21 protein-coding genes are annotated in these 22,552 nt (G+C 67.6%); all 21 read left to right on the top strand.

All coding sequences use genetic code 11. The features are described 5' to 3' along the window. The first annotated feature begins 88 nt into the window (after window positions 1–88). The 21 genes from OG413_RS20300 to OG413_RS20200 all read left to right on the top strand — a co-directional run bounded on the left by OG413_RS20300 (window position 89) and on the right by OG413_RS20200 (window position 22,451). Window positions 89–2,005 carry a 2'-5' RNA ligase family protein gene (locus tag OG413_RS20300; protein WP_266807457.1) on the top strand — a complete coding sequence of 639 codons (1,917 nt, stop codon included), beginning with the start codon at window positions 89–91 and terminating at the stop codon, window positions 2,003–2,005. A 254-nt stretch (window positions 2,006–2,259) separates the two neighbouring features. Beyond that, the gene (locus OG413_RS20295) at window positions 2,260–3,579 is read left to right on the top strand and encodes a phage major capsid protein (RefSeq protein ID WP_266807455.1); all 1,320 of its coding nucleotides are present in this window, start codon (window positions 2,260–2,262) and stop codon (window positions 3,577–3,579) included. 119 nt (window positions 3,580–3,698) lie between these two features. Further along, the gene (locus OG413_RS20290) at window positions 3,699–4,175 is read left to right on the top strand and encodes an IPT/TIG domain-containing protein (protein WP_266807453.1); all 477 of its coding nucleotides are present in this window, start codon (window positions 3,699–3,701) and stop codon (window positions 4,173–4,175) included. Between the two features lie 129 nt (window positions 4,176–4,304). Then, window positions 4,305–4,763: a hypothetical protein gene (locus tag OG413_RS20285; protein ID WP_266807451.1), complete on the top strand. Its 459-nt coding sequence runs from the start codon at window positions 4,305–4,307 to the stop codon at window positions 4,761–4,763. 11 nt (window positions 4,764–4,774) lie between these two features. After that, complete coding sequence (locus OG413_RS20280; protein ID WP_266807450.1) at window positions 4,775–5,638, top strand: hypothetical protein; 864 nt, start codon at window positions 4,775–4,777, stop codon at window positions 5,636–5,638. A gap of 15 nt (window positions 5,639–5,653) precedes the next feature. Continuing rightward, the gene (locus tag OG413_RS20275) at window positions 5,654–5,986 is read left to right on the top strand and encodes a hypothetical protein (RefSeq protein ID WP_266807448.1); all 333 of its coding nucleotides are present in this window, start codon (window positions 5,654–5,656) and stop codon (window positions 5,984–5,986) included. Next, entirely contained in the window at window positions 5,986–6,516 is a 531-nt protein-coding gene (locus OG413_RS20270) for a hypothetical protein (protein WP_266807446.1), read from the top strand. The genes OG413_RS20275 and OG413_RS20270 overlap by 1 nt, the downstream gene beginning before the upstream one ends. A 619-nt stretch (window positions 6,517–7,135) precedes the next feature. Then, window positions 7,136–7,357 carry a hypothetical protein gene (locus OG413_RS20265; RefSeq protein WP_266807444.1) on the top strand — a complete coding sequence of 74 codons (222 nt, stop codon included), beginning with the start codon at window positions 7,136–7,138 and terminating at the stop codon, window positions 7,355–7,357. After that, the gene (locus OG413_RS20260) at window positions 7,357–7,785 is read left to right on the top strand and encodes a hypothetical protein (RefSeq protein ID WP_266807442.1); all 429 of its coding nucleotides are present in this window, start codon (window positions 7,357–7,359) and stop codon (window positions 7,783–7,785) included. The genes OG413_RS20265 and OG413_RS20260 overlap by 1 nt, the downstream gene beginning before the upstream one ends. A 35-nt stretch (window positions 7,786–7,820) precedes the next feature. Further along, a complete protein-coding gene (locus OG413_RS20255) occupies window positions 7,821–8,270 on the top strand; it encodes an XF1762 family protein (protein WP_266807440.1) in 450 nt (149 codons plus the stop codon). Window positions 8,271–8,354: 84 nt separating this feature from the next. After that, window positions 8,355–8,957 (top strand): hypothetical protein, encoded by a 603-nt coding sequence (locus tag OG413_RS20250; protein ID WP_266807438.1) that lies wholly within the window; start codon window positions 8,355–8,357, stop codon window positions 8,955–8,957. 106 nt (window positions 8,958–9,063) lie between these two features. Then, window positions 9,064–9,633 (top strand): hypothetical protein, encoded by a 570-nt coding sequence (locus OG413_RS20245; RefSeq protein WP_266807437.1) that lies wholly within the window; start codon window positions 9,064–9,066, stop codon window positions 9,631–9,633. Window positions 9,634–9,719: 86 nt separating this feature from the next. Then, window positions 9,720–9,938, top strand: a complete 219-nt coding sequence (locus tag OG413_RS20240) for a hypothetical protein (RefSeq protein WP_266807436.1) — start codon at window positions 9,720–9,722, stop codon at window positions 9,936–9,938. Further along, complete coding sequence (locus OG413_RS20235) at window positions 9,931–13,977, top strand: hypothetical protein (protein ID WP_266807434.1); 4,047 nt, start codon at window positions 9,931–9,933, stop codon at window positions 13,975–13,977. The genes OG413_RS20240 and OG413_RS20235 overlap by 8 nt, the downstream gene beginning before the upstream one ends. Further along, window positions 13,964–14,902, top strand: coding sequence for a hypothetical protein (locus tag OG413_RS20230; RefSeq protein WP_266807432.1), 939 nt, complete (start codon window positions 13,964–13,966; stop codon window positions 14,900–14,902). Before OG413_RS20235 ends, OG413_RS20230 begins: the two co-directional genes overlap by 14 nt. Before the next feature lie 143 nt (window positions 14,903–15,045). Beyond that, entirely contained in the window at window positions 15,046–15,963 is a 918-nt protein-coding gene (locus tag OG413_RS20225; RefSeq protein ID WP_266807431.1) for a hypothetical protein, read from the top strand. Window positions 15,964–15,965: 2 nt separating this feature from the next. Then, window positions 15,966–17,177 carry a hypothetical protein gene (locus OG413_RS20220; protein ID WP_266807429.1) on the top strand — a complete coding sequence of 404 codons (1,212 nt, stop codon included), beginning with the start codon at window positions 15,966–15,968 and terminating at the stop codon, window positions 17,175–17,177. Between the two features lie 581 nt (window positions 17,178–17,758). Then, complete coding sequence (locus OG413_RS20215; RefSeq protein WP_266807427.1) at window positions 17,759–21,160, top strand: hypothetical protein; 3,402 nt, start codon at window positions 17,759–17,761, stop codon at window positions 21,158–21,160. Between the two features lie 86 nt (window positions 21,161–21,246). Continuing rightward, window positions 21,247–21,552 (top strand): hypothetical protein, encoded by a 306-nt coding sequence (locus OG413_RS20210; RefSeq protein WP_266810264.1) that lies wholly within the window; start codon window positions 21,247–21,249, stop codon window positions 21,550–21,552. Window positions 21,553–21,652: 100 nt separating this feature from the next. Next, complete coding sequence (locus tag OG413_RS20205) at window positions 21,653–22,051, top strand: hypothetical protein (RefSeq protein WP_266807425.1); 399 nt, start codon at window positions 21,653–21,655, stop codon at window positions 22,049–22,051. A gap of 79 nt (window positions 22,052–22,130) precedes the next feature. Next, window positions 22,131–22,451: a hypothetical protein gene (locus tag OG413_RS20200; protein ID WP_266807423.1), complete on the top strand. Its 321-nt coding sequence runs from the start codon at window positions 22,131–22,133 to the stop codon at window positions 22,449–22,451. Window positions 22,452–22,552: the final 101 nt, after the last annotated feature.

The raw sequence follows: 22,552 nt of genomic DNA, 5'->3' as shown, positions 1-22,552 counted from the left end.
CCCGGCACGGGGTGAGCGCAGGACAGTAATCCGGTAGGCACGGCACGGTCCCGGCGGCCAACTGTCCATCCGCCGGAGGTCCCTCCCCGTGCCACCCGCCCCCACGTCCCGAGCACCTGCATCCCGCAAGGGCATCTGCCGGGCGATCTTCGCCGTCACGGGTGTCGTTGACGAAGTCGCGGACCTGATCGTTCCCGGCGCGTTCGCCCACACCCTGGCGACCAGACCCGTCAAGACCGTCTGGCACCACGAGTGGAAGGAGCCCATCGGCGTCGTCCTGGAGATCGCCGAGTGGCTTCCCGGCGACCCACGGTTCGCCAGCATCCCTGACTGGCCTGCCGGCGCCGGGGCGCTCGTCGCGACCGTCCAGTTCAACCTCCGCACGTCCAGGGGTCGCGACGTGTACGAGCAGGTGCGTCAGTGGCACGAGCACGACGAAGCCCAGTTTTCCATCGGCTACCGCGTTCCGCCGAGCGGAGCGGCGAAGCGCGCCGACGGCGTCCGCGTGATCCACAAGCTGGACTTGTACGAGGTCTCCCCCGTCCTGCACGGCGCGCACCCCATGACGAGGTCTTTGGAAGTCAAGGCCGACCCGGGCACGGCCGAGCTGGAGCACAAGGCCACCGCGTCCAGCGGTCGCCTCGACGTCAAGGGCGCCGAGCAGCAGACCGGGCGAGGCGCCATGGTCGCGCTCTACGTTCCCGCCGGCATCGCCGGGAAGATCGCCCACCACGACGGCACGGCCCCGCACGATCTGCACGTCACCCTGGCCTACCTCGGCGATGCCGACCAGCTTCCGGGCCACCCTGACGACCTCGCCGACATCGTTGCCGCAGTCCTCAACGGCGCCTCCCCGCTCACCGGGAGGATCGGCGGCATCGGTCGGTTCCCTGACACGGGGGACGGCGAGCCGGTGTTCGTCCCCGTTGACGTGCCCGGCCTGAGCGAACTCCGCGAGCGAGTCGTCGGCACGCTCGCCAGGTCTCCCCTGTCCGAAGCGCTGCGCACCGACCACGGGTTCACCCCGCATATCACTCTCGGATACGGCCTCCCAGCGGACACACCCGCCGTGCCACCGCTTCCCGTGGCCTTCGACACCGTGCACGTCGTACGCGGCCGGGACGCCATCCCCATCCGCCTCGCCGGTCCGGCCGCTGATGACGCGCCGGTCCCGGAGACCGGGCGGGCCAGGGTTGAGGTGAAGACCGCGCGTGCCGCTGTGCTGGAGGCCAAGGCCGCCAGCAGCCTCTTCAAGGGCCGCAGTGGTTCCGGGAGCAGGAGCGCCCGCATCACCGTTCTCGAAGCCAAATCCCGTGTCATCCCAGGAGCCACCGTGTCACCGATCCAGCCGTTGCCCGCCTCGTACGAGGAGATCCGGGACCGTATCGACACCGCCGTCCGCCGTCTGCTCGCCGCTGAGGAAGGTATCTGGACGTGCGTCGAGGCCACCTACCCCGGCCGCGTCATCGTCTCCGTCCACCAGGACGGCACCGGCCCCGTCCACTACGCGGTGCCGTACGACAGCACCGGCCCCGAGATATCCCTCGGCACCCCGCAGCCCGTCGAGCTGACCACCGTGGTGATCCCCGAACAAGGTCCGGCACGCGCTGCTGACCACAGTGAAACCGCAGACAGCCGAGTCGTCCGGCCAACCCTGCGCGCCCTTGCGGACGCCACGGCCCGTATCCAGGCCGCCGACGACGCCGAACACCTGGAGCCGGTACGGGCCACCGTCGGTGAACTCCTCGCCGCACTCTCCGCGAAGGGCCTGGACGTCAGCCCGGACGAGGACGACGGCCGGGAGCAGCCCGCAGCCCCACCCTCTCCGATGGCCGGCAGCGGCATCGATCTGTGGGACGACGACCCGTACGACGAACCCCACGACCCGGCGCCCGCCCCTGCCCCGAACCCGAGTGGTGAGCCGGATGGAGATGAGGCCGACAAGGACACCGTCCGGCTCAGCCCTGCGGAGGTGAAGGCGCGACTCGCTGCGATCCAGGGGTAGCGGTAGCAGGCGCGATCCAGCCTCTTCCTCTGCTGACGCATCGGCCGACCACCCCAGGTGGAATTCACCCACCGACATAGCAAAACAGCAGGTCAAGTCCCATGTGCTGCCGTCCTCCTCCTGTGTGAGGACGGCAGCACGCGACGTTAGGCACCCCCGCTCTCTCAAATGCCCGGCGTTGTCGGGTCGTCCCGGTGCTGGCCGGGCGAGCGACGCACGTCAACCGCACCCCAGCATCTTTGAGAGAGCTAACCGTGAGCACCCCCGTCATCTCGGAAAGCAAGAGTTTCATCAAGGGCCTCAAGGTCCGGCTCGCCGAGAAGTCTGCCGAAGCCGAACGGATTTCCCAGACCTTCAAGGTCGAGGACAACGGCGGTTTCGTCGTCAGCACCGACCAGGCCAACGCCTTCAAGAAGGTCTCCGCGGAGGCCATGGAACTCAAGCAGCTCATCACCGACGCCGAAGGCATGGGCCAGGTCAAGCAGTACCTGTCCGAGCCCGACTCCATACCTGCCGCTGGCCAGCACTACGGGCAGAAGCCGCAGGGCGCCATGGAGGGCAAGAGCCTCGGTGACCTGTTCGTCGAGAGCAACGCCTTCAAGAACGCCTCCGAGGCGGGTTTCCGTGACCGTCCGTACATCCGCGCGGAGATGGAGGGCAAGTCCATCTTCAGCCTCTCCGCCGGCTCCGTCACCCACCAGACCCTCGGCTCCGCGCAGAACCTGGGGATCGCCGAACGCGAGTACCGTAAGTTCCACATTCGCGACTTGTTTCCCAAAAGCTCGACCAAGCAGGCCGTGCTCTACGGCGCGAGGGAAACGGGCTGGACCAACAACGCGAAGCAGGTGAAGGAACGTTACGGCGCCGACGGCAGCAGCCCGGCGACCGGTGCGGATACCGACACTTGGGGACGTGCACCCCGAAGTAAGCTGTCGCTTACGCCCGTTATGTATCCGGTTTGTGAAATTGCGCATCTACTCGATGCCCACAAGAACATTTTGTCGGATGAGCCCAGGCTCAAGACCTTCATCAACTCCCGGATGATCGAAGGCGTGAAGTACCAGGAAGACTGGGACTTGCTGCACAGCGTCGGTGACGGCCAGTCCCTCACCGGCATCTTCAACACCCCCGGGGTTCAGCAGTACCGAGGGCTGGACTCCGACCAGTACAGCGTCCAGATTCGGCGCAGCATCACCCGGGCACTGCTCGCCGAGTACGACCCCACCGGAATCGTGCTGAGTCCGACCATGTGGGAGCACGTGGAGGTCGAGGAGGACAAGACCGGTGCGTTCCGCGTCGCCCTCCAGATCGCCGTTGGCGCCACCAAGCGGGTCTGGCGCTTGGACGTCGTCGAGACGACCGCGATGGCCGATGAGAACTTCCTGATCGGCGCCTTCGGACTCGGCGCGCAGCTCCACGACAGGCAGTCGGTTTCCGTCACTGTCAGCACCGAAAACGGGACGAACGTAGAAAACGGTCTGATTACGTTCCGTGGCGACGAGCGCGTGGCTCTGGAGATCCCGCGCCCGGAGTCGTTCGTGATCGGTAGCTGGACCGAGCCTGCCCCCGCCTGATCCCGATGTGGGGAGGCGTCGCCCGTCGTGGTGGCGTCTCCCCGCCGTGTGCAGCGGGCGACCCAAGCGCTCCTCAGCGCGCATCCTCCCCCGACCAGCACTTACGGAGGAAGGACACCATGGGCCTGTATCGCCAGGACGGCACCCGCATCACGAGGGCAGGCTTCCCCGCCGCCACGCTCGACGACCCGCCCGTGCGGGTCACCGAGGACGTCTATGTCACCGAGCCGTACGGGCGCGGTGACGGACGGCCCGAGGGGTCCAAGCGCTTCCTGCTCTACCAGGCCGGGACCGTCACCCTGCGCTCCACCATTGACCGCCTGTTCACCGCGGCAACCGTCGCCACGATCAGCCCCGCCACGGGCCCGGCCGAAGGCGGAAGCATCATCACGATTAACGGCGCCCACCTCGACGGGGTCTCCGCCGTCACCTTCGGCGGTGCCGCCGGCACCGATCTCCAGGTCCGATCGGCCACCGAACTCACCGTGAAGTCACCACCGGGGCAGGCCGGAGCCGTGACCGTCGAACTCGCCGACGACAGCGACCCCATCACCCTCGCGGACGGCTTCACCTACGAGGCACCGGCCGGAGGCTGACCCGAAACGGCAAGGGCGCCCAGCACCAGGCGGGCGCCCACCGTTGGGCCACACCGCACCGCGCGACACAAACCGACCCCCTTGTGCAGGGTGCGCGCGTTCGGACTGACACCGCTTGAGGAGCCACCCATGGCCACCGCCCGCACCCGCAAGACCGCCGCCAAGCCGGCCGCCGAGGAGGCGCCGACCGAGGCGACCACTTCCGAGGCCGACACAGCCCCCGCTCCTCCGGACGCTGCGCCGCTGGAGCCGCCGCACATCGACGAGGCCCCGGAACCCCCGGCGCCGAACCCGTACGTCATGCCGACCGAGGTCATCCCCGACGAGGAGAACCTGTCCGACGTCATCCTCGACGACGGCACCAGCCGGCCGCCCACGGACATCGACGCCGTGTTCGTGCCGCTCACCCCGTTCGGTTCATCTCTCCAGTGCACCGTCCGCCTCGTCGAGCGCACCTTCCTCGGGCCGCACCGCAACCCCGTCACCCGGCTTCTCCAGCCCAAGGGAGCCGTGGTCTCCGAGAGCATCGCTGCCCGCATCCGCGAACGCCTCAACGCGCAGAGCGCGCGCACCGGCAGCCACCAGTAAGGGGGACAAGGGTGTCGGTCTACGATCACAAGCCCATCTGGGCCGGGGCGCATCTGGACCCGGCCCCGGCCGGCGGCGAGGTGACCCGCCTCGACCTGTACGCCTCCCCCGACCGGGACGGGCCGGTAGTCGCATCGGCCGCACCCGCCTCCCGTCTCCAGGCCGGGCTGTACCGGTTCGACCTGCCCGCCGTCCCACCGGGCCGGTACTGGGGCACGGTCACCCTCACCCCCCACGGAACCGCGCAGCCGGTCACGGACACTTCCGTGCGCCTCGACCTCCCCACGGGGCAGGGCCTGGTCGCCTCCCCCGAAGCAGTCGCCGATGCTCTCGGCGTTCCGCTTCCCCTCACGTCCGTTCAGCGCGCCGCCTACGAGGAGGAGATCCGAGGCGCACAAGACGACGTCGCCACGTACCTCAACCGGCCCCTGGTCCCGGCCGTGACCACCGCGCGCGGCCTCACGCCCCTCTGGACGGATGCGCTCGACGACATAGACGCCTGGCCCGTCCAGTTCGACGACTTCGCCGACGTGATCGCCCACCGGCCGAACCCCGACGGGACGTACGACGTGGACCTCCTTATCGGCCTGAATGGCGCCCAGGAGAAATCGGTCGTGCGGTACGTCGTCGCGCACGCCGCCGAGTCCATCCGGCAGCGGCCCGGCCAGAACACGGGGCCCGGCCGTCGAGTCTCCTCGGTGAGCGCCGAAGGCCAGTCGGTCTCCTACGACTCCGCTCCCACCACCGGACAGGCGGGCGCCCTCCCCACGATCGACAGCCTCAAGCGGTTGAAGCGCCTCGTCTTCCAGCCCCTGTCCCGTCCGCCACGCGCCCCATGGCCGTACTCATCCAGCCGCTCTCAGCGCTGGCGCTGACCGGAGGCCACGCCCATGTCCGTCATCCTCGCCAACCGACAGTTGACCCTGTCCGCGCTCGCGCACCCGTGGGCCCGGGACGCGAACGGCGTCCCCGTCCCACCGGCCCCGGACCAACGGCCCGAGCCGCGCGGTACCTGGCCCGGCTCCGCACTGGAACAGCCGGACGGCACGTGGTCGCTGCGCCTGGACCCGGCTGCCTGGCCGGTGGAGCCCGGGGATGTCGTCGCGGACGAGACCGGCATGACGTGGACCTTGACCACCGCTCGTCTGCACCAGGTGCCCGGCTGCCCGGACGTCGATTACGTCCAGGCAGCCGCCACCCGCAATCCGCCGAAGGTGCCGTGATGGCGAAGTTCACCGCGAACCCCGCGCTGGAGACGCAGTTGGCGCGGATGATCGCCCCGCACGTCCGGCGGATCGCCCACCAGGTCGAGGTCGAGGCGAAGCGCCTCGCCCCGCCCACGAAGCGATGGGTCACCGTGGCCGACGACAGAGTCCGGCCCACACACGTGCAGGCCCAGGGCCAGGTGGTACCCGGAAACTTGCGCTTCAAGGTCAACAGCATGGACTGGGACCGCCGTCACCGCGGCGTCGGCCCGAACACGTACATGCTCCAGCCCCGCGACCAGTCATCCCGAGCAGTCGCGAACCTCAAGAACTGCCGCTGCACCACGTCGATCGACCCGGACGGCATCGCCCGGAACATCAGCACCGGCCAGCCGATCATCACCGGCAAGAAGGTCACCGTCACGGTCACCACCCGAGCCCCGATGGTCGTTGAGGCCGAAGTGGGCACCGTCTACCCCGGCAACCTGACGGCTGACGGCGTCCACTTCATGGCCCGCGCCGCCGCGATCGTGGCCGCTCGACGTTGAGGGGCGGCCGGACTCCTCGCCGGGGCGTCGGAAGCAATGCATCATGAGCGTGGCCATGGCGTGGAGAGCGACGGCGGCGGTGGTGCCGAGCGTGGCGGGCCCCTCCGGAACGTATCCGGCGACCGTCGCCACGAGGAACCCGGACGTTACGAGTCCGGTGATCTCCAGCAGCTTAGGCCAGCGCCACTGCCAGGAGATCGAGGTCGTTCGCCATCCGGCGTCGCGGGCGTCGAGAGGGGTTTGCTGCGTACTGCTCATTTCGTGGCCTCCAGGTCCGAGGTACCGGATCTCCGGCACGACGACCACTTTGATGGAGCCACGAGCATGAGCAGAGGGCGTTTCCGCAGGTCAGACGGTATGTCGTCTTAACGACAGCGGATAAGCTCGCGGCGGGGGGTCCTTTTCCGCCGCTGCAAGGATATCTGGTGGCGTCAAGGCGCCAGACCGTCTGATCCCTTTTTGCGCCTATTAAATGGCTTGATCTATAGGTTATTTGGCGTGAAATATAAAAAGAAGAGGCGGCTCCACTCAGCGACGAGGAGCCCCAGCACATGTTGGCCGTACGCCACCTTGCGAGTGCACGCGACACAAGCGGACCATGCCGCCCACAGTGCCCGGCATGACTACGAAGAACCTCATCAAGACCGCCGCGCCGGAGGCCCCGGCCGACGAGGTCAAGACCGTCCGTGTCACCTCTGCGCTGGGTTCAGGGGTTGAGACCATCACCCTGTCGCACCACCTCAACATTGAGGGCGTTAGCTACCTCCCGGGCACCAAGATCCGCGTGCCCTCGGACTATGCCCGCCGCCTGCATCGGCAGGGCTACGTCGCCCGAACCTGATGACCACGACGTACGAGTTCGCCGACACCGATCCGGTATCGGCACTCCTCACCTGGCTCCAGCAGCACCCGCACGTGGCCGAGGCGCTGGGTGGGCCCGGCCGCGTGTCCGGTATCTCCGAGGCACCATGGCCACACCTTCGAGTCACCCACGGCCCCGGCGGGGACATGCGCACCCTGACGTGGGCAACAGAGCCCGAGGTGACCTTGGAGCTGCACGGCGACCCCGGCGGGTGGCCAGGGCAGGCCGAGTTGCGGCGGATCCTCTTGGTCTGCGCGACCGCCGCCACCGAGCTGCCCAACGCTCCGCACGTGCCAGGTCAGCCCGTCATCAGCGGCGTCCGCCCCTCCGGCACGCTTCTGTGGTCCCCGCTCGTCAATGGGCAACCGCGCTGGCTCCTCGGCCTGCTGGTCGCCCTGCATCCGTAGGCGAGGACCCGACCCTGAACATCGACCACGAGGGGGTGCGCCTGCACCTCGTTCCCCTGCGGCAGAAGCAGGCGAAGGAGTTCGTCGCCACGGGGCACAGGCACCACCGCCCGCCGCCCGGCGCCGTCTTCACCGTCGGTGCCGCTGATCAGCACGGCATGCTGCGGGCCGTCGCGATCGTCGGGCGCCCCGTTGCCCGCCACCTCGACAACGGCGAAACGCTGGAGGTCACCCGCACGGCGACGGACGGCGTCCGTAACGCCAACAGCTTGCTCTACAGGGCTTGTTGGCGGGCGGCACAGGCTCTGGGCTATTCCCGACTGATCACGTACACGCAGGACGGCGAGTCCGGCGCGAGCCTGCGCGGAGCCGGGTGGCGCACCATCGCGCAGCGCTCGCCCCGAGGCGGTTGGCACTGCGCGAGCCGCCCCCGTACGCCGCGAGGAACCGAGCACGTAGCGCGGACCCTCTGGGAAGCGCCGTAGCGCTCCGGCCAGCGCGCGACGTTAACCCCCTGCTCTCCCCAAGGTTCCCGGGCCCGATCACCGGACCCCAAGGGAGAGCCCGTCATGGCTGGCGAATCCGCCAACAACAACGAAATCGTCGTCCCTTCACTCACCCGTGTATGGCTGGGTGTGGTGGGCACCGCCGCGCCGGCTGATGCCGCCGTCGCGATGCCCGAGGGCTGGCGCGCCGTCGGCCTCACCACCGAAGACAGCCTGAAATTCAACAACGAACCCAGCTTCGAACAGGTCCGCAGCGCCCAGAGCAGCTACCCGACCCGGACCTTCCAGACCCAGGACGCTTCGACCATCGAGGTCGATCTCCAGCAGTGGTCCGGCGAGAATTTCCGGGCCGTGTACGGCGGTGGCCAGATCGACGAGGTCACGGCCGCGGACAACAAGAAGCACTACAAGTTCACGCCCCCGAGGATCGGTTCGCGTACCGAGATCGCCGCGTGCATCGAGGTGATCGACGGCGGCAAGAGCTACCGGTACATGGTCCCGCGCTCCATGCAGATGGAGGGCGTGAACACCGAACTCGCCAAGACGAAGGAAGCCGTCTTGCCCCTGCGCCTGGCCGTGCAGGGCGGCGATGATTCCGACGCCTGGTACGTGATCACCAACGACCCCGCTTTCGCCCCGGCCGTCGCCCCTCCGGCGGCTGTCTGACTTCTCGCCGCGGCAGCGCGCGACACAAGCCTCACCGGCTTGCCAGTGTCCGCGCGCTGCCGCACCACCGCGGCGACTCAGCCCGTACGAGAGAGGTCACACCCTCATGGCTTCCACCGCCACCTACGTCATCGACCTGGACGCCGGACGCCGCGAGGCAACTCACCCCGACGGAATCCCGGTGCTGTTCAACAAGGACTTGCTCGTCTTCCCGGCAGAGCTGCCCGCCGATGCGCTGGACCCGCTCCTCGCCGACGAGCTAGGTCTCGTCGCTCTCCTCGGTGAGGTCATCGACGCCGCCGACGGCGACGCCGGACTCAGCGACGTGATGAACGCCCTGTTCCGACGCCCGCAGTTGCCGCGCAAGTTCATGGCAGCGGTCAAGGAGTCGTACGCCATCCTCCTCGACGCCGAGTACGACGACGCCCACCGTCTCCAGGACGGCCCGTTCAAGGACTTCCTCGCGGCGAAGCCCTCCCTTGGCGACTACGTGCGCCTGACGATGGGCCTCACCCGGGTCTACGGGGTGGAACTGGGAAAGCTCTTTCGGTCGGACGACTCCTCCGAGAACAATTCGGCGACGTCGAATCCGACCTCAGCCGGTTCCACGGACTCGACGCCCGACGCATCTGGCTCCGCCCCGGGCAGCAAGGATTCATCGGCCTCCGACGGCTGATCTCCCTCATCGACGGCCTGCCGGACGACTCCCGGGTCCGCTCCGCCCCCCTCGGAGGCTGGACGAAGGTCCTCGAACTCCTGGCCTTGATCGTCGATGAAGTCGGGCTCCTCGCTGCGGACAAGCGGCGTGAGGAGCCGACCCACGTCATTCGCCCCACTCGCTCCGATGGGCACGCCACGCGCCGCCGCGACAGCACCACGGCGCGGCAGCAGAACGCCCCGGAGCAGCAAGAACCCCGCATGACCGGCCACCGCCAGATGCTCATGGCCGCCATGCAGAGAGGAATGGTCCGCAGTGTCTGAGGGCCTGCAGGCCGGCCGCCTCGACGTCCCGGTCGTCGCGGACCTCGCCGGTTTCGCCGGGAGACTGCGCACGGCAGTCGAGACGGCCGCCGAGGGCCTGGCCGCCAAGATCAAGGTCGAAGTCGATTCCAAGGGTCTCAAGCGGCGCCTCAAGGAGGTGGTCAAAGAGGCGTCGAAGGGCGTCGCGGCCAAGGTCCGCGTCGAGATCGACGAGGACCGGTTCCGGGCCACTCTCGACGGCATCCGACGCCGTATCGACGACGCCGACGTCCGGGTACCGGTACGACCGGACGCCGATGGTGACGGCGGAGGAAGCGGGAACGGTCTCCTGGGGGCTCTCCGGGGGCTCATCTCCGGGGCCCAAGGCGAAGCAGACCGCAACCCGGTCACCGTTCCGATACGCATGCGCCTGCCCGGCCGCGGTCGGGGAGCACTGCGGATGCTCGGCGTTGGGGCAATCGTCTCGCTCCTGCAACCCGCCGTCGCGCTCATCGGCCAGTACGGCGCCGGCCTTACCGCCCTGGTGTCCGCGGGGGCACCCGCTGTCGGGGTTCTGGGGGCGATACCTGGGCTGATCGCCGCAGCAGGTACCGCGGTGATCGGCACCAAGCTGGCGTTCAGTGGCTTCGGCGACGCGCTCAAGGAGTCGAACGCGGCTCAGAAGATGCTCGCCGCGGACGGCAAGGTCTCCGAGGAGCAGCAGAAGAAGCTGAAGGAGGCCCTGGACAAGCTCTCGCCGTCAGCTCGGAAGACGGTCTCTGCGGTCTCCGCTCTGCAACCGGCGTGGGCTAAGGTCCGGGCGTCGATCGGTGAGCGGTTCTTCTCCAAGGTCGCCGACGACATCGAACCGCTCGCCAAGTCGGTGCTCCCGCTCCTGCGGGACTCCCTCGGCGACTCAGCGTCGCAGATGGGCACGCTCGCGCAGCGTGGGGCCCGGTTCATGCAGAGCGGGGTGTTCCGCAAGGACTTCAAGACCATCGCGAGCACAAACTCGCGGGTCCTCGGGACCATGACTTCCGGGCTGGGCAACCTCGGCCGAGCCTCCCTTGACTACCTGGTCGCTAGCGGCCCGTTCGTCGAACGGGTCGGCTCCGCCACGGAGCGCCTGACCCAGCACATCCGGGCCTCTGCCAAGGCAGGCAGGGAGACGGGCAGCCTGGCCAAGTTCTTGGACCACGCCGGGGACAAGGCCGGGCAGCTTGGACGTACCAGCGTGTCCCTCATCAAGGGACTCGGCGGCGTCGGCTCGGCCGCCATGGACACGGGCAACGCCCTGCTCAACGGGCTTGAGGGCAGCATGCTGCGCTTCGAGCGCTGGGCCAACTCCGGGCGCGGGCGGAAGGCGATGGAGCAGTATTTCTCCGACGCCGCGCCCGCCTTCCACGAGGTCAACCTCCTCTTCGGTGACCTCATGCGAGGGCTCGGCCGGTCCATGCGGGACGGCGGGGTCACCGACCTTGTCCGGCAGATCCGCATGGAGCTGATGCCCGCACTCGGCGCATTTTTCAATGCGCTCGGCCAGAGCATCGGCCCGGCGGTCATCTCTGTCATCTCGAACATCGCCACGGCGATCGGGAACCTCGCGGCGGCCGGCTCGGGCCTCGGTGTACTCCTGGTCGCCTTCAGCGGCCTGCTTCAAATCTTCAACACTTTGCTGAACGTCGTCCCCGGGGCGAGCACTGCCCTGACGATCTTCCTGGGCATCATGCTGGGCCTCAAGGTGGTCACCGCTGTCACCTCCATGCTGCGCGGCTTCGGTACCTCCGTGGTGGCTGCCGGTGCTTCGGCACGGACGCTGGGAACTACGCTGCGGGGCACCACAGCCGCGGGCGGAACACAGGTCAGCCTCTGGCGGCAGATGGGGCAGGCGTACTCCGGCGCCGCAGTACAGGGCAACCGGCTGTCGGGAAGCCTCCGCGGGATCGGCGCCGCCAACCGCCTGGCCAGCAGTGCCATCGGCGGCATCACTTCCGCTCTCGGCGGGCCGCTCGGTATCGCCTTGGCCGGTCTCACCATCGGACTCGGGCTGTACGCCTCCAGCCAGGAAAAGGCCGCCCGTGCCGCGCAGGCTCACCAACAGCGGGTGAAGTCCCTGACGGATGCGCTGATCGCGTCCGGTGGGGTGATCGACGCGAACGTTCGGGCTGCGGCTGCGCAGACCCTCCAGGACACGAAGCTCGCCGACGGCAAGGGCAAGTTGGTCGATGTCATGAGGGATGCCGGTATCAAGCTCGGCCCTCTCACGGATGCCTACCTCAATCAGGGCAAGTCCCTGGAAAGTCTCCAGCAGGAGTTGCAGGCGACTGTTGACGCCCACACCAGGGTGGCCATCGTCGGCGGACAGTCCATTCAGAAGACCGACGACCAGGGCCTGGCGGCGATGCGAGCGAAGAAGGCTCTGGGCTCGCTGCGCGGCGAACTTGAGGACAGCATCAAGGGCCAGCTGGAACTCGGGGAGGCGATGAACGGTTCCGGTAAGACCGGGACCACGGCGTACGACCGTCTCCAGGCAGCCGTGGGCCAGTTCTCCGACAAGACCGCATCGGCGGACACACGGGTCGATGCCCTCAAACGGGCGTTGGATGCCCTGAACGGGAACACGCAGTCTTTCCACGATGCGCAGACCCAGCTCAACGCGGTGATGCTCCAGGTCGACGACACCATGAAGTCGAACATTGACCAGGCCGATGGGTGGGGCAAGGCTCTCGTGGCGAACGACGGGCTAGTCGACACCTCCACCCGCAACGGTCAGACCCTGAACAGTCAGCTCACGGAGCTGCGGGACTCGATGCTCGGCGTCGCCACGCGCGCGCAGGAGGCGGCGGAGCAGGGTCTCATGCCCATGTCCGAGGCGATGACCATGAGCCAGGGAGCCATGCAGGGGGCCCGCGAGAAGGCCATCGCCTTGGCTCGGGATATGGGCATTCCGAAGGACCAGGCGAAGGCTCTCGCCGACCAGATGGGGCTGGTGCCGGCCACCGTCACCACCCTCCTCACCGCGAAGGGCATCCCCGAGGCGACAGCCGAGGTGCTGGGCCTGCAGGGGAAGCTCGCCAGCATCAAGCCGGGCAAGAGCATTCAGATCACGGCGCCCACAGCCAACGCTCGCAGCCAGATCGAAGCCCTCGGCTTCAAGGTCCAGGCCATTCCCGGCAGCAAGAACGTCTCGGTCACCGCTCCGACCGGTACGGCCCGGGTCAACATCTCTGCCCTCGCGCAGGACATCGCAAATGCACCGAACAAGAAGAACGTCACCGTCCAGGCGATCATCAAGCAGGCGACAGGCGACCTGCAGAACGTCCAGGCCAAGGTCGCGGGCCTCCCCAAGGGCAAGTCAATCGACGTCAAGGCACCGACGGCCGTCGCTCAGGCCGCGCTGAAGGACCTCGGCTACAAGATCAAGACGGTCGACGGGTCGAACGGAAAGACGGTCCGGATCACTGCCCCGACGGGCACGCCGATATCCCAAGTGCAGGCGATCCAGGGCAAGATCAATGGACTTACGGGCAAGACCGTGCACGTCACCATCAAGTACGACTACCAGGGCCGCCAGTCCATCACGCCCAAGGCCGATGGCGGCATTATCCAGTACGCCAACGGTGGCATCCACCGTGCGGCCGGCCGCGTGAAAGCCTTCGCCAACGGAGCGGAGCGACACATCGCACAGATAGCGAAGGCGGGCGAGATGCGGCTGTGGGCGGAGCCGGAGACACAGGGCGAGGCGTACATCCCCTTCGCCCCGTCCAAGCGGAGGCGCAGCGAGCAGATCCTCAGCACCGTTGCCGACATGTTCGGCGGGACCGTCGTCTATCCCGGCCGTGGCGGCTTGAGCAGCTACGCAGGCGGCGGGGTCCGAACCACTACATCGGCCGCTGCTTCCCGTCGCCAGGGGAGCGCTGCCCCCGCCTCCACCGCGCTCGTCGGAGGCGACCTGAATTTGACCATGACCAGCGCACCGATGACCCCGAGCCAGGCGCTGAGCGACGCCATGTTCGAGCTACGCAGGATGCGCCTGGGAGGTGCCTATGTCTCCGGCTGAGGCCGAGTGGAAGCTGAGCTACGGCACGAACGGGGTGCATCCCGGTGCCAGTTTCACGTTCGGGACCGTGCGCACGGGCTACTACCTGATCAGGCCGTTCGCGATCAAGGACACCGACATCGCCAACGGCGATACACCGCTGCCCAGGGAGGACGGGGTACGGCACGGTCAGGACTTCACCGCAGGCGCCACTCTGACATTCGAGGTCGGCGTGGACACCGTCGACGCCGGCGACACCCGGCTGGCCCGGCACGGCGCGAACCTGGACGCGGTGTCGGCCATGCGGCAGGCGTGGGACGCGCGGGCGGTCCGATCCCGCATGTCCACCCCTGCGGTGCTGTCCACGACACAGGGCGGCCGGGCGCGCCGCTGGTACGGGCGGCCCCGTCAGTGCGAGGCTGCCGACTCGCCCCTCACTCGCCACGGGTACACCCCGGTCGTCGCGAACTTCGCGGCTGTGCACACCGGGAGCTTCGACGAGGTCGAGCAGAGCGTGCGGGTGGACATGGCTCCGCCACCCCACCGTGGCATCAAGGGGCCGCTGAAAGCGCCTCTGATGATGGTCGGGGAAGGTACGGCGCGGAACCCCGGGGAGGTCCTTGTGCGTGGGAACCGGGCGACGTGGCCGGTCATCACGATCACCGGGCCCATCTCCCAGCCGGTGTGCGAGTTGGTCGGCCGCTGGAAGGTGCAACTCAACTTGACGCTCGGGGCCGGAGAGAAGGTCGTCATTGACCCTCGCCCGTGGACCCGGACGGTGCTCAAGGGCAGGGCAAGCGTCGCCGGTCTACTCACCCGCTCGTCTCCCCTCTTGGAGAACCTGCTCATCCCCACCGGCCGGCAGGACTTCGTACTGCGCGGCACCGACGCCACCGCCACGGCGTCCATGACCGTGGCCTGGCGCGACGCGTACGCCTACTTGTAGGCGAAGAGGGCGCGACGTAAGGCGCCCCGGCCCGTGATCCTCCGCTGCTTCACCAGGAGAGCAGCAGCAGGAGGAACACGATGGTGTCGGCATGGGACAGCGTTCCCTGGTTCACTGAAGGAAGCGCAGAGCACAGCAGTGAAGTGGCCCGGCTGTTGGCCTACGCCGCTTTTGGTGGCGCTCAGGGCGTGGTCGGCTCAGGGGACCTGGCGGTCAGGGCGCTGTCCTCGCCCGCAGCCCAGATCCAGGTGCGTCCTGGCGCCTGCGCGATCCTCAACCGTGCGGCGGGGGCGACGTACCAGGCGTACGCGGGCCGGCTCCCGACGTCGGACCCAATCAACATCGCGGCCACCGGCTCGTCGGCCCGCTCGGACCTGATTGTCGCCCGTGTGGAGAACCCGTACTCGTACGGGGAAACGTGGGCCAATCCGTCCAACCCCGTGGTCGGGCCGTACATCTTCACTCGCGTGATTTCCGGCGTGACGAAGACGACGACGGATGTGAGGCAGGTACGACCCAACGATTCGGCGCTCACGTTGGCCCGCATCGACATCCCCGCGAACACTTCGGCGATCACGCAGGCGTACATCAAGGACCTGCGGAAGATGGTCAGCCCTCGCCGGGACAGGGTCCTCTACACGTCGTTTCCTGGCGACCTGTCCACGCTCTCGTATTCGGATGCCAAGTGGCGCAACTGGCCCGGTGCAGCGAGCTGGAGCATCGACGTGCCGTCATGGGCGACCCGGGCCAAGGTCGTGATCACCTTCGCCGGATTCCGCATGACGAGGGCCGATGTCTTCGCGCGAATGCAGACGAAGTTCGGGCCGTACCTGGGTCAGGACACGGGCATCGACGATGACACCGGCAGCCAGACTCGACGCTCGACCATTGTCCTCGCCGACAACTGGAACATCAGCAGCGCCCTGCGCGGTACGACGCAGACGTTGTCCGTGCAGACGTGGATGTCCAAGACCGAGACGGGCGACGTGCACGTGGACTCGAACACGTCGATCGTCGCCGACGTCGAGTTCGTCGAGAGCCCTGACGAAGAGGAGCTGTAGCCGTGCCGGCCGGATGGCGATTCATCGCCACCGAAGCGCTCACCGAGGATGTCCTGGACTGGCAGGTGCCGTTCACTTTGTCCTCGAACCCCAAGCGGGACCTGTCCGGGCCGGGCGCGATGGCGGGCACAGTCGAGCCGGAGTACGCCCGCCTGCTGGGGCCGGACGGCGACCCCCTCTTGCAGGAGTGGGGCACCAAGCTCTACCTGGAAGTGGACGGAGCGATCCGTTGGGGCGGCCTGGTCACGAAGACCTCGTACGACGGGGAGCGGGCCATGGTGTCCTGCGAAGGGTTCTCGACGTACCCGCACGGCATCCCGTTCGAGGACTACATCATCTCCGGGAAGAAAATCACCCCAAAAGATCCAAATGCAGGCAAGGACAAAAATCATGACGGATACCTAGACGGGTCAAAACCGAAGCGGAAGGTGCCCGCTGCGCCGAAGCCGTACGGCGGCCCCCGCCTCGACGTTTACGACGCAGTCCGCAAGGTCTGGTCACACGTCCAGTCGAAGCCGCACGGCAACGTCGGTCTCGTGCTCGACACGCACGACAAGGGCGAGCTGCTGGGGGCATCGGACGGAAGCGACCCCTGGGAGCTGGCGTGGTGGGACGCCCCGGACTGCGGATCGACGCTGGACACCCTCGTCAATCAATTCCAGTTCGACTGGATGGAGACGCACGCCTGGAAGGACTCGACGAGCAACACAATCACTCACCGGCTGCGCCTGGGGACTCCTCGCCTCGGCCGCAAGCGCGAAGATCTCCGCTTCGCGCAGGGCGAGAACATCGTCGCCATTGCCCGGCCGGAGGGGATGGGCGACGAGTACGCCGACGAAGTCGTGGTTCTGGGCCGGGGCGAGGGCCAGAAGATGCTGCGCTCCCACGTGGCAACACTGGGCAAGTGGCCGCGCCGCCTGCGCCGGGTGGCGACGATCACGGACAAGACCCTGTCCTCCGGCTCCGCACTGAGAAAGCGTGGACAACAGGAGCTCCAGGGCCGTACTGCTGCGCTCCAAATCCCCGCGATTCAGATCGTCGACCATGCCAACGCCAGGTTCGGAGCGTGGTCTCTCGGCGACGACGTCCGTGTACAGGTCCATGTGCCGTGGGTCGGGGACGTCGACGTGTGGCACCGCATCGTCTCGGACGAGATCAGCGCCGACGGGCTCATGACTCTCACCCTGAAACGCTCGGACAGCTTCCACTACTGACCAGGCCGCGACACTAAGCCCGTGATCGCTGACCATGCCGCGCCATGGTCACCTTCCTGGACTCCCAGACGGACGCGAAGCGTTTCGCGGCGCTGCTGGCGGACTACGAACGGCGGCTGCAAGCCCTCGAACGGACGTCGAAAGCGGCCTTCACCTCCATCGAGGGCGGCACCCTCGACATCTACACCGAGGACGGGCAACTCGCCGGGTCGGTAGGTGTGCAGCCGGACGGCGGGATCGCGCTCGTCCCGGAAACCGCGGCTGCCCTTCCCCCGCCCACCCCTGGCATCCCCGTCGTCACCTCCTCCCTCTCCGGACTGGTCGTGACGTGGGACGGCTGGTGGGACGACTCCAACGCCCCGCCGACGGACTTCTCCGCGATGCAGGTGCACGTTGGACCGACCGCCGACTTCACCCCCGACGTCACGACCCTGACCGCAGCCATCACCGACGTCAGTGGCGGAAGCGTCACCGTTGCGCTGGACGGCTACGCAGAGCGCTGGGTGCGCCTCCTCGCCCTCAGCACAGCCGGTCTCACCAGCACTCCCTCGGCAGCCGCAGCGGGCACCCCCCGGCAGGCCGTGGAGCAGGACCTGATCGACGGGATCGTCAGCGAGGTCAAGCTCGCCGAGAACGCCGTCACCGAAGCGAAGATCGCTGTCGGCGCCGTGGGGACCACAGCCCTCGCCGACGGCGCGGTCCTGGCGGACAAGCTCGCCAAGGCCGCCGTCACCCTCAACGCCATCGCCGACGGCGCGGTGCACATGAACGCCGTCGGCGGGGCTCTGGCCGACGGTGTCACCCAACGGTGGATCGACGCTATGGGCGATCCCACCCAGTGGCAGGTGCTCAACAGGGCGGCCGGGGCAACGTGGGAGCACCTGGCCGGGATCCCGGACGCCCCGACTGGGCAGAGCATCGCCCGCGCGAGTGGGTACGTCGTCGCCCGCGGCCTGGTCCACGTTCCCTACGACCCCGATGCCCTGTACCGGATCTCCGGCCGGGTGCGGACCACCGCGGCGTCGGCTGCCGGCCGCGACGGCGTGTACGTCGGGGCGCTCGGTGTGGCGGCCGACGGCGTCACCCTCGTCAGCCGCGGCGGGGTGGACACGTACTCCTCCGCCCACTACGTGGCCGCGAGTAATGCCTCCCAGCCCCCTGAAAGCGGGTGGGTGACTTACGTCGGCTATCTCCGGGGCCGCGCCGCTGCCGGGGGTACTGGCACCGGATCGCAGGCACCTGACCCCAGGTCACCCGGCGTGATGCACGAGGCAACCCGCTTCGTGTCCCCGATCCTCTACCTGAACTACGCCTCCGAACCGGCCGGGGCCACCAGTACCAGCGGCGTCATGGAAGTGGATGCCGTCACGATCGAGGTCCTGAAAACGGGCATCGTCGACTCCACCAACCTCGTGGTGGGCTCGGTCACCACCGCGGCGCTCGCCGCGGACTCCGTGACCGTGGGCAAGGTCGCAGCGGGTGCGATCGGGACCCGCGAACTGCAGGCCAACAGCGTCACCGCCAACGAGTTGTCGGCGGGCAGCGTCACCACGGACAAGCTCACCGTGGCCGGCGGCCTCAACTTGCTGCCGGACCCGTCTTTCGAAGGCGGGAACACCGCGCTCCTCGTCGCGGGAAACACGCACTGGGCGCAGGTCTCCGGCGGTCACGGCACGGCTTACGCGCTGCGGGTGACGTGCACTTCTGCAACGGCGACGAGCCGGAATTTGCGGCTGACCACCGTGCCGATCCTCGCCGGGGAACAGCTCTACCTCGCCGTGGACTACGCGGTCTCTGCCGACTGGGTCGGCGCGGATGTCCGCTACTTCGCCCGCTGGTACGACGGGGCGGGCGTGCACCTGTCCACCACGTCCGTCACGCAGGTACCTACGGCGAAGGGCGCGTGGGGCCAACGGGCCTCCGGCACGATCACGGCCCCGGACGGGACGGTGCAGGCACAGCTCTGGATCGAGGCGAACCAGTCCACGGTCGGCGCGGTGCTGTGGGACAACGCCATTGCCCGGCCCTTGGTACCTGGAGTGCAGATCGCGGACGGTGCGATCACCGCGCCGAAGATCGTCGCCGGGGCGATCACCACGGACAAGTTGAACGCCTTGTCCGTCACCGCTCAGAAGATCGTCGCCGGGGCGATCACCACGGACAAATTGAACGCCTTGTCCGTCACCACCGACAAACTCGCCGTGAACAGCGTGACCGCGACGAAGATCGCAGCGGGGACGATCGACGCCACGCACATCAAGGCCGGGGCCATCGACGCCGAGCGCTTGGCCCTGGGCGTGGACGGCAACGTGGTCGCGGACCCCAGCTTCGAGGGGGAGACGTCAGTCGCCCGTGCGGCCACGTCCTCGTACTTCTCGATCGCCTCGCCCGGATTCGACTCCCCGAAGTGCATGAAGATCGACTGCACGAGCGGCACGAAGGTCAGCCGCGTGATTTCGCTGGGCCGCATCCCGGCCGTCGTCGGCACGAAGGTGTTCCTCAGCCTCGACTACAAGACCAGTGCGGACTGGGACGGCACGAACGTGTCCATCTACGTGCGGTGGGAGAACTCGTCGGGTGGGTTGCTCGGGTACAGCGTGGTCTACAGCACCGACATCGGGCTGGCGAACACGAACGGGGAATGGCGTCGGATCTCGGGTGTACCCGTGGACGGCGCGCCCGCGCAGGCCGTTCGCGGCGCGCTTAGTGCGACATCGAACACGGCGTCTGTCGGGGCGGTGTGGATGGACAACGCGGTCATCCGACCGATCTTGTCCCACGGCTCGGAAGGAGCGCGCGCGGAGCTGTCCCCCCTCGGTCTTCAGCTTTTTGACGCGACCGGCGAGGAAGCGGTCGCGCTGTTGACCGGCCGCCCCAATTACCTGACCTTCGCGACCGACAAGATACCCGTTGCCACGATCGACCAGGAGGGAAAGGCGGGCTTTCAGGCACTTGCCGTAGAGGAGTCCCTGACCGTCAAGGGGCAGACTTTCGAAGAGATCCTAGACCTGCGTTCGCGCGGCGTCGTCGCCTATGGGGTTCCCACCACCACTGGTATAGCCACCGGCACCGAGATGGGGTTCTTTGAACTGCCTTTCACCGCGGAAGCCGGACGTATGTACCGGGTGAAGTTCTCGGCCACCGCGGATTTCGATTATGCCAGCGATGGCGAGGCCCTGATCAGGCTCCGTGACGGCGGAACGGCGAAGCCGACGATTAACTCCACCCAGCGGCACGTGACTAACCGTTTCCCTTCCGCGGTCGGTGCGTACTGGACCGCCGAACTGGAGTGGATAACCTCGACCAGCCAGATCGGGTCCGGTCTTCATCGGCTCCTGATCACGTTCCAGAATCTGAACGGTTCCAGCGGCCAGACGATGGAAATGGGGTTGTCCACCACCGGCCGGATTCCTTACATGTTCGTCGAGGACGTGGGCCCGGAGGTTCCGAAGACGGGTGGCGCCAACAGCGGGGGTGGGTCCGTCGCCGAACCGGATCCGATCCAGCAGTACACCAAGACCTACTCGGCGACCTGGTCCGGCTCCTACAGTTCCCGCGGCTCGCACAACTCGTACTACGGGAACTCGTGTTACCAGGGATATTACTCGTCCACCAATGGAATGCAGGCTTCTCTCATCGGCTTCCCGTCATCCCTTGCCAGCGACTTGTCAGGCGCAAAAATCCAGTCCGCACAAATCTATTTGTACTTTGACCACTGGTACGCAAACAGCGGCGGAAAGGCTGTGATCAGGGCGCATTCACACGCCTCACGTCCGGCCTCGTTCTCCTGTGATTCCGAATCCAAGACAGTCACTTGGGCGAAAAACGCAGGAAAATGGGTCGACATCACCAGCGTTTTCGACTCCACGAAATGGAGGGGCATCGCACTGGATCCGAATACCTCCGGACTGACGTACTACGGCCGCGCTCGCGGCTACGGCCAGTCCAACCCTCCGAAACTCAAAGTCGTCTACACCAAGTGAGGAGCATTCCTATGCCTGCTCTCCCCATACCCCTTTCCGCGATGTGCGCTTTGGCTTGCGCCCCCACCTTTCTCCCCCGCGTGCGCATGGCCATCGCGGTCGTCGCCCAGGAAGTTTTCCGTGAGCCGCCAGATACCCCGGGCTACCCGATGCGCTGGAACTTGGCGAAGACCGTTATCAGCCCGACCGAGGCACAGGCCGCGTCCATGACGGTCGGCCTGGTCGTCTCCCCCGCCCTACTCACCGCGGCGGCAGCCGTCGGGACGACAGACCCAACCGTCATGGCGGCCGCCATCAGTGACGCACAGCTCCTCGCCGCAGTCCGCTTGGGCTGGGACTCCGTCGCGGGCGTTAGCCCCACCGCAGCGGCCGAAACGCAGGCGGCGACGTAAGACCCATTCGTGGTGCAGCTTTCACATTGCGGGGAGCCGCGGGCCCTACCGGCTCCGGCTCCCGCGCACCTCCGACCAACGACCAACCGAGGGAGCACCCGTGGATGGGCTCGTCACGCTGGCCCCCGTCCTCGCACCCCTCTTCGCGATGCTCGGCGCGCTGGGCGGCGCGTGGCTGGTGTACCGGCAGAACAAGAAGACCTCCGAGGCGACCGCCGTCAAGAACCTCACCGACGGCTTCACCAACCTCCTGGAACAGCAACGGGCATCTACGAACCAGACCCTGGAGCGGATGGCCACCCTCGAAGCGAAGTACGACACCTTGGAACGCCGCGTCGAACACCTCCAGGAGGAGCAGCGGCAGTGGCGGCGGTGGAAGGCAGCAGCCGTCGAGTACATCCATGACCTACGGGATCTCGTACGAGACGTCCTCCAGCGCCCGGCGCCCGAGCCACCCGCCGAGATCGCCGACGACGTCGACCGGCGCGAACCCCCGTAGAGGCAGCGCACGACACAAGGCTGCCAACCGAGCCACCCTCTGCCCTCCACGTCACCCAACCGAAAGGGCAGAAGCCTCTATGTCGACCCTCGACTCCATCACCACCGGTGCCCAGGTCGGCGCCGTTCTTCCGCTGCTCACCGCGATCGTTCAGCGCCCCGCCTGGTCGGTGGAGGTGAAGAAGGTGGTAGCCGTCATCGTCTCGCTGGTCGCGGGCGTCGCCACCGTCGCGGTGTCCGGCGGCTGGGAGCAGTTCCAGCACGGCACCCTCACCTTCGCCACGGTCGGCGCCGTCCTTGTCGGCTCCCAGGCCACGTACGACCTGGTATGGAAGCCGAGCAAGGTCGCCCCGGTGATCGAGTCGGTGACCAGCCCGAAGCGCCCGGGACAGACCCAGTAGCACAACAGTCAGTAATGCCGTCGGCACCCCGGCAGGTATCATCCGCATCAAGGTGGCCGCTTCGCCGCCGAACCCACTGCGTTGAGGGTGGGCTGCTGGTT

The sequence above is a fragment of the Streptomyces sp. NBC_01433 genome (assembly GCF_026340105.1).
GTDB lineage: Bacteria > Actinomycetota > Actinomycetes > Streptomycetales > Streptomycetaceae > Streptomyces.
The sequence above is the reverse complement of the archived record's forward strand: the minus strand, read 5'-3'. Positions and strand labels throughout refer to the sequence as shown.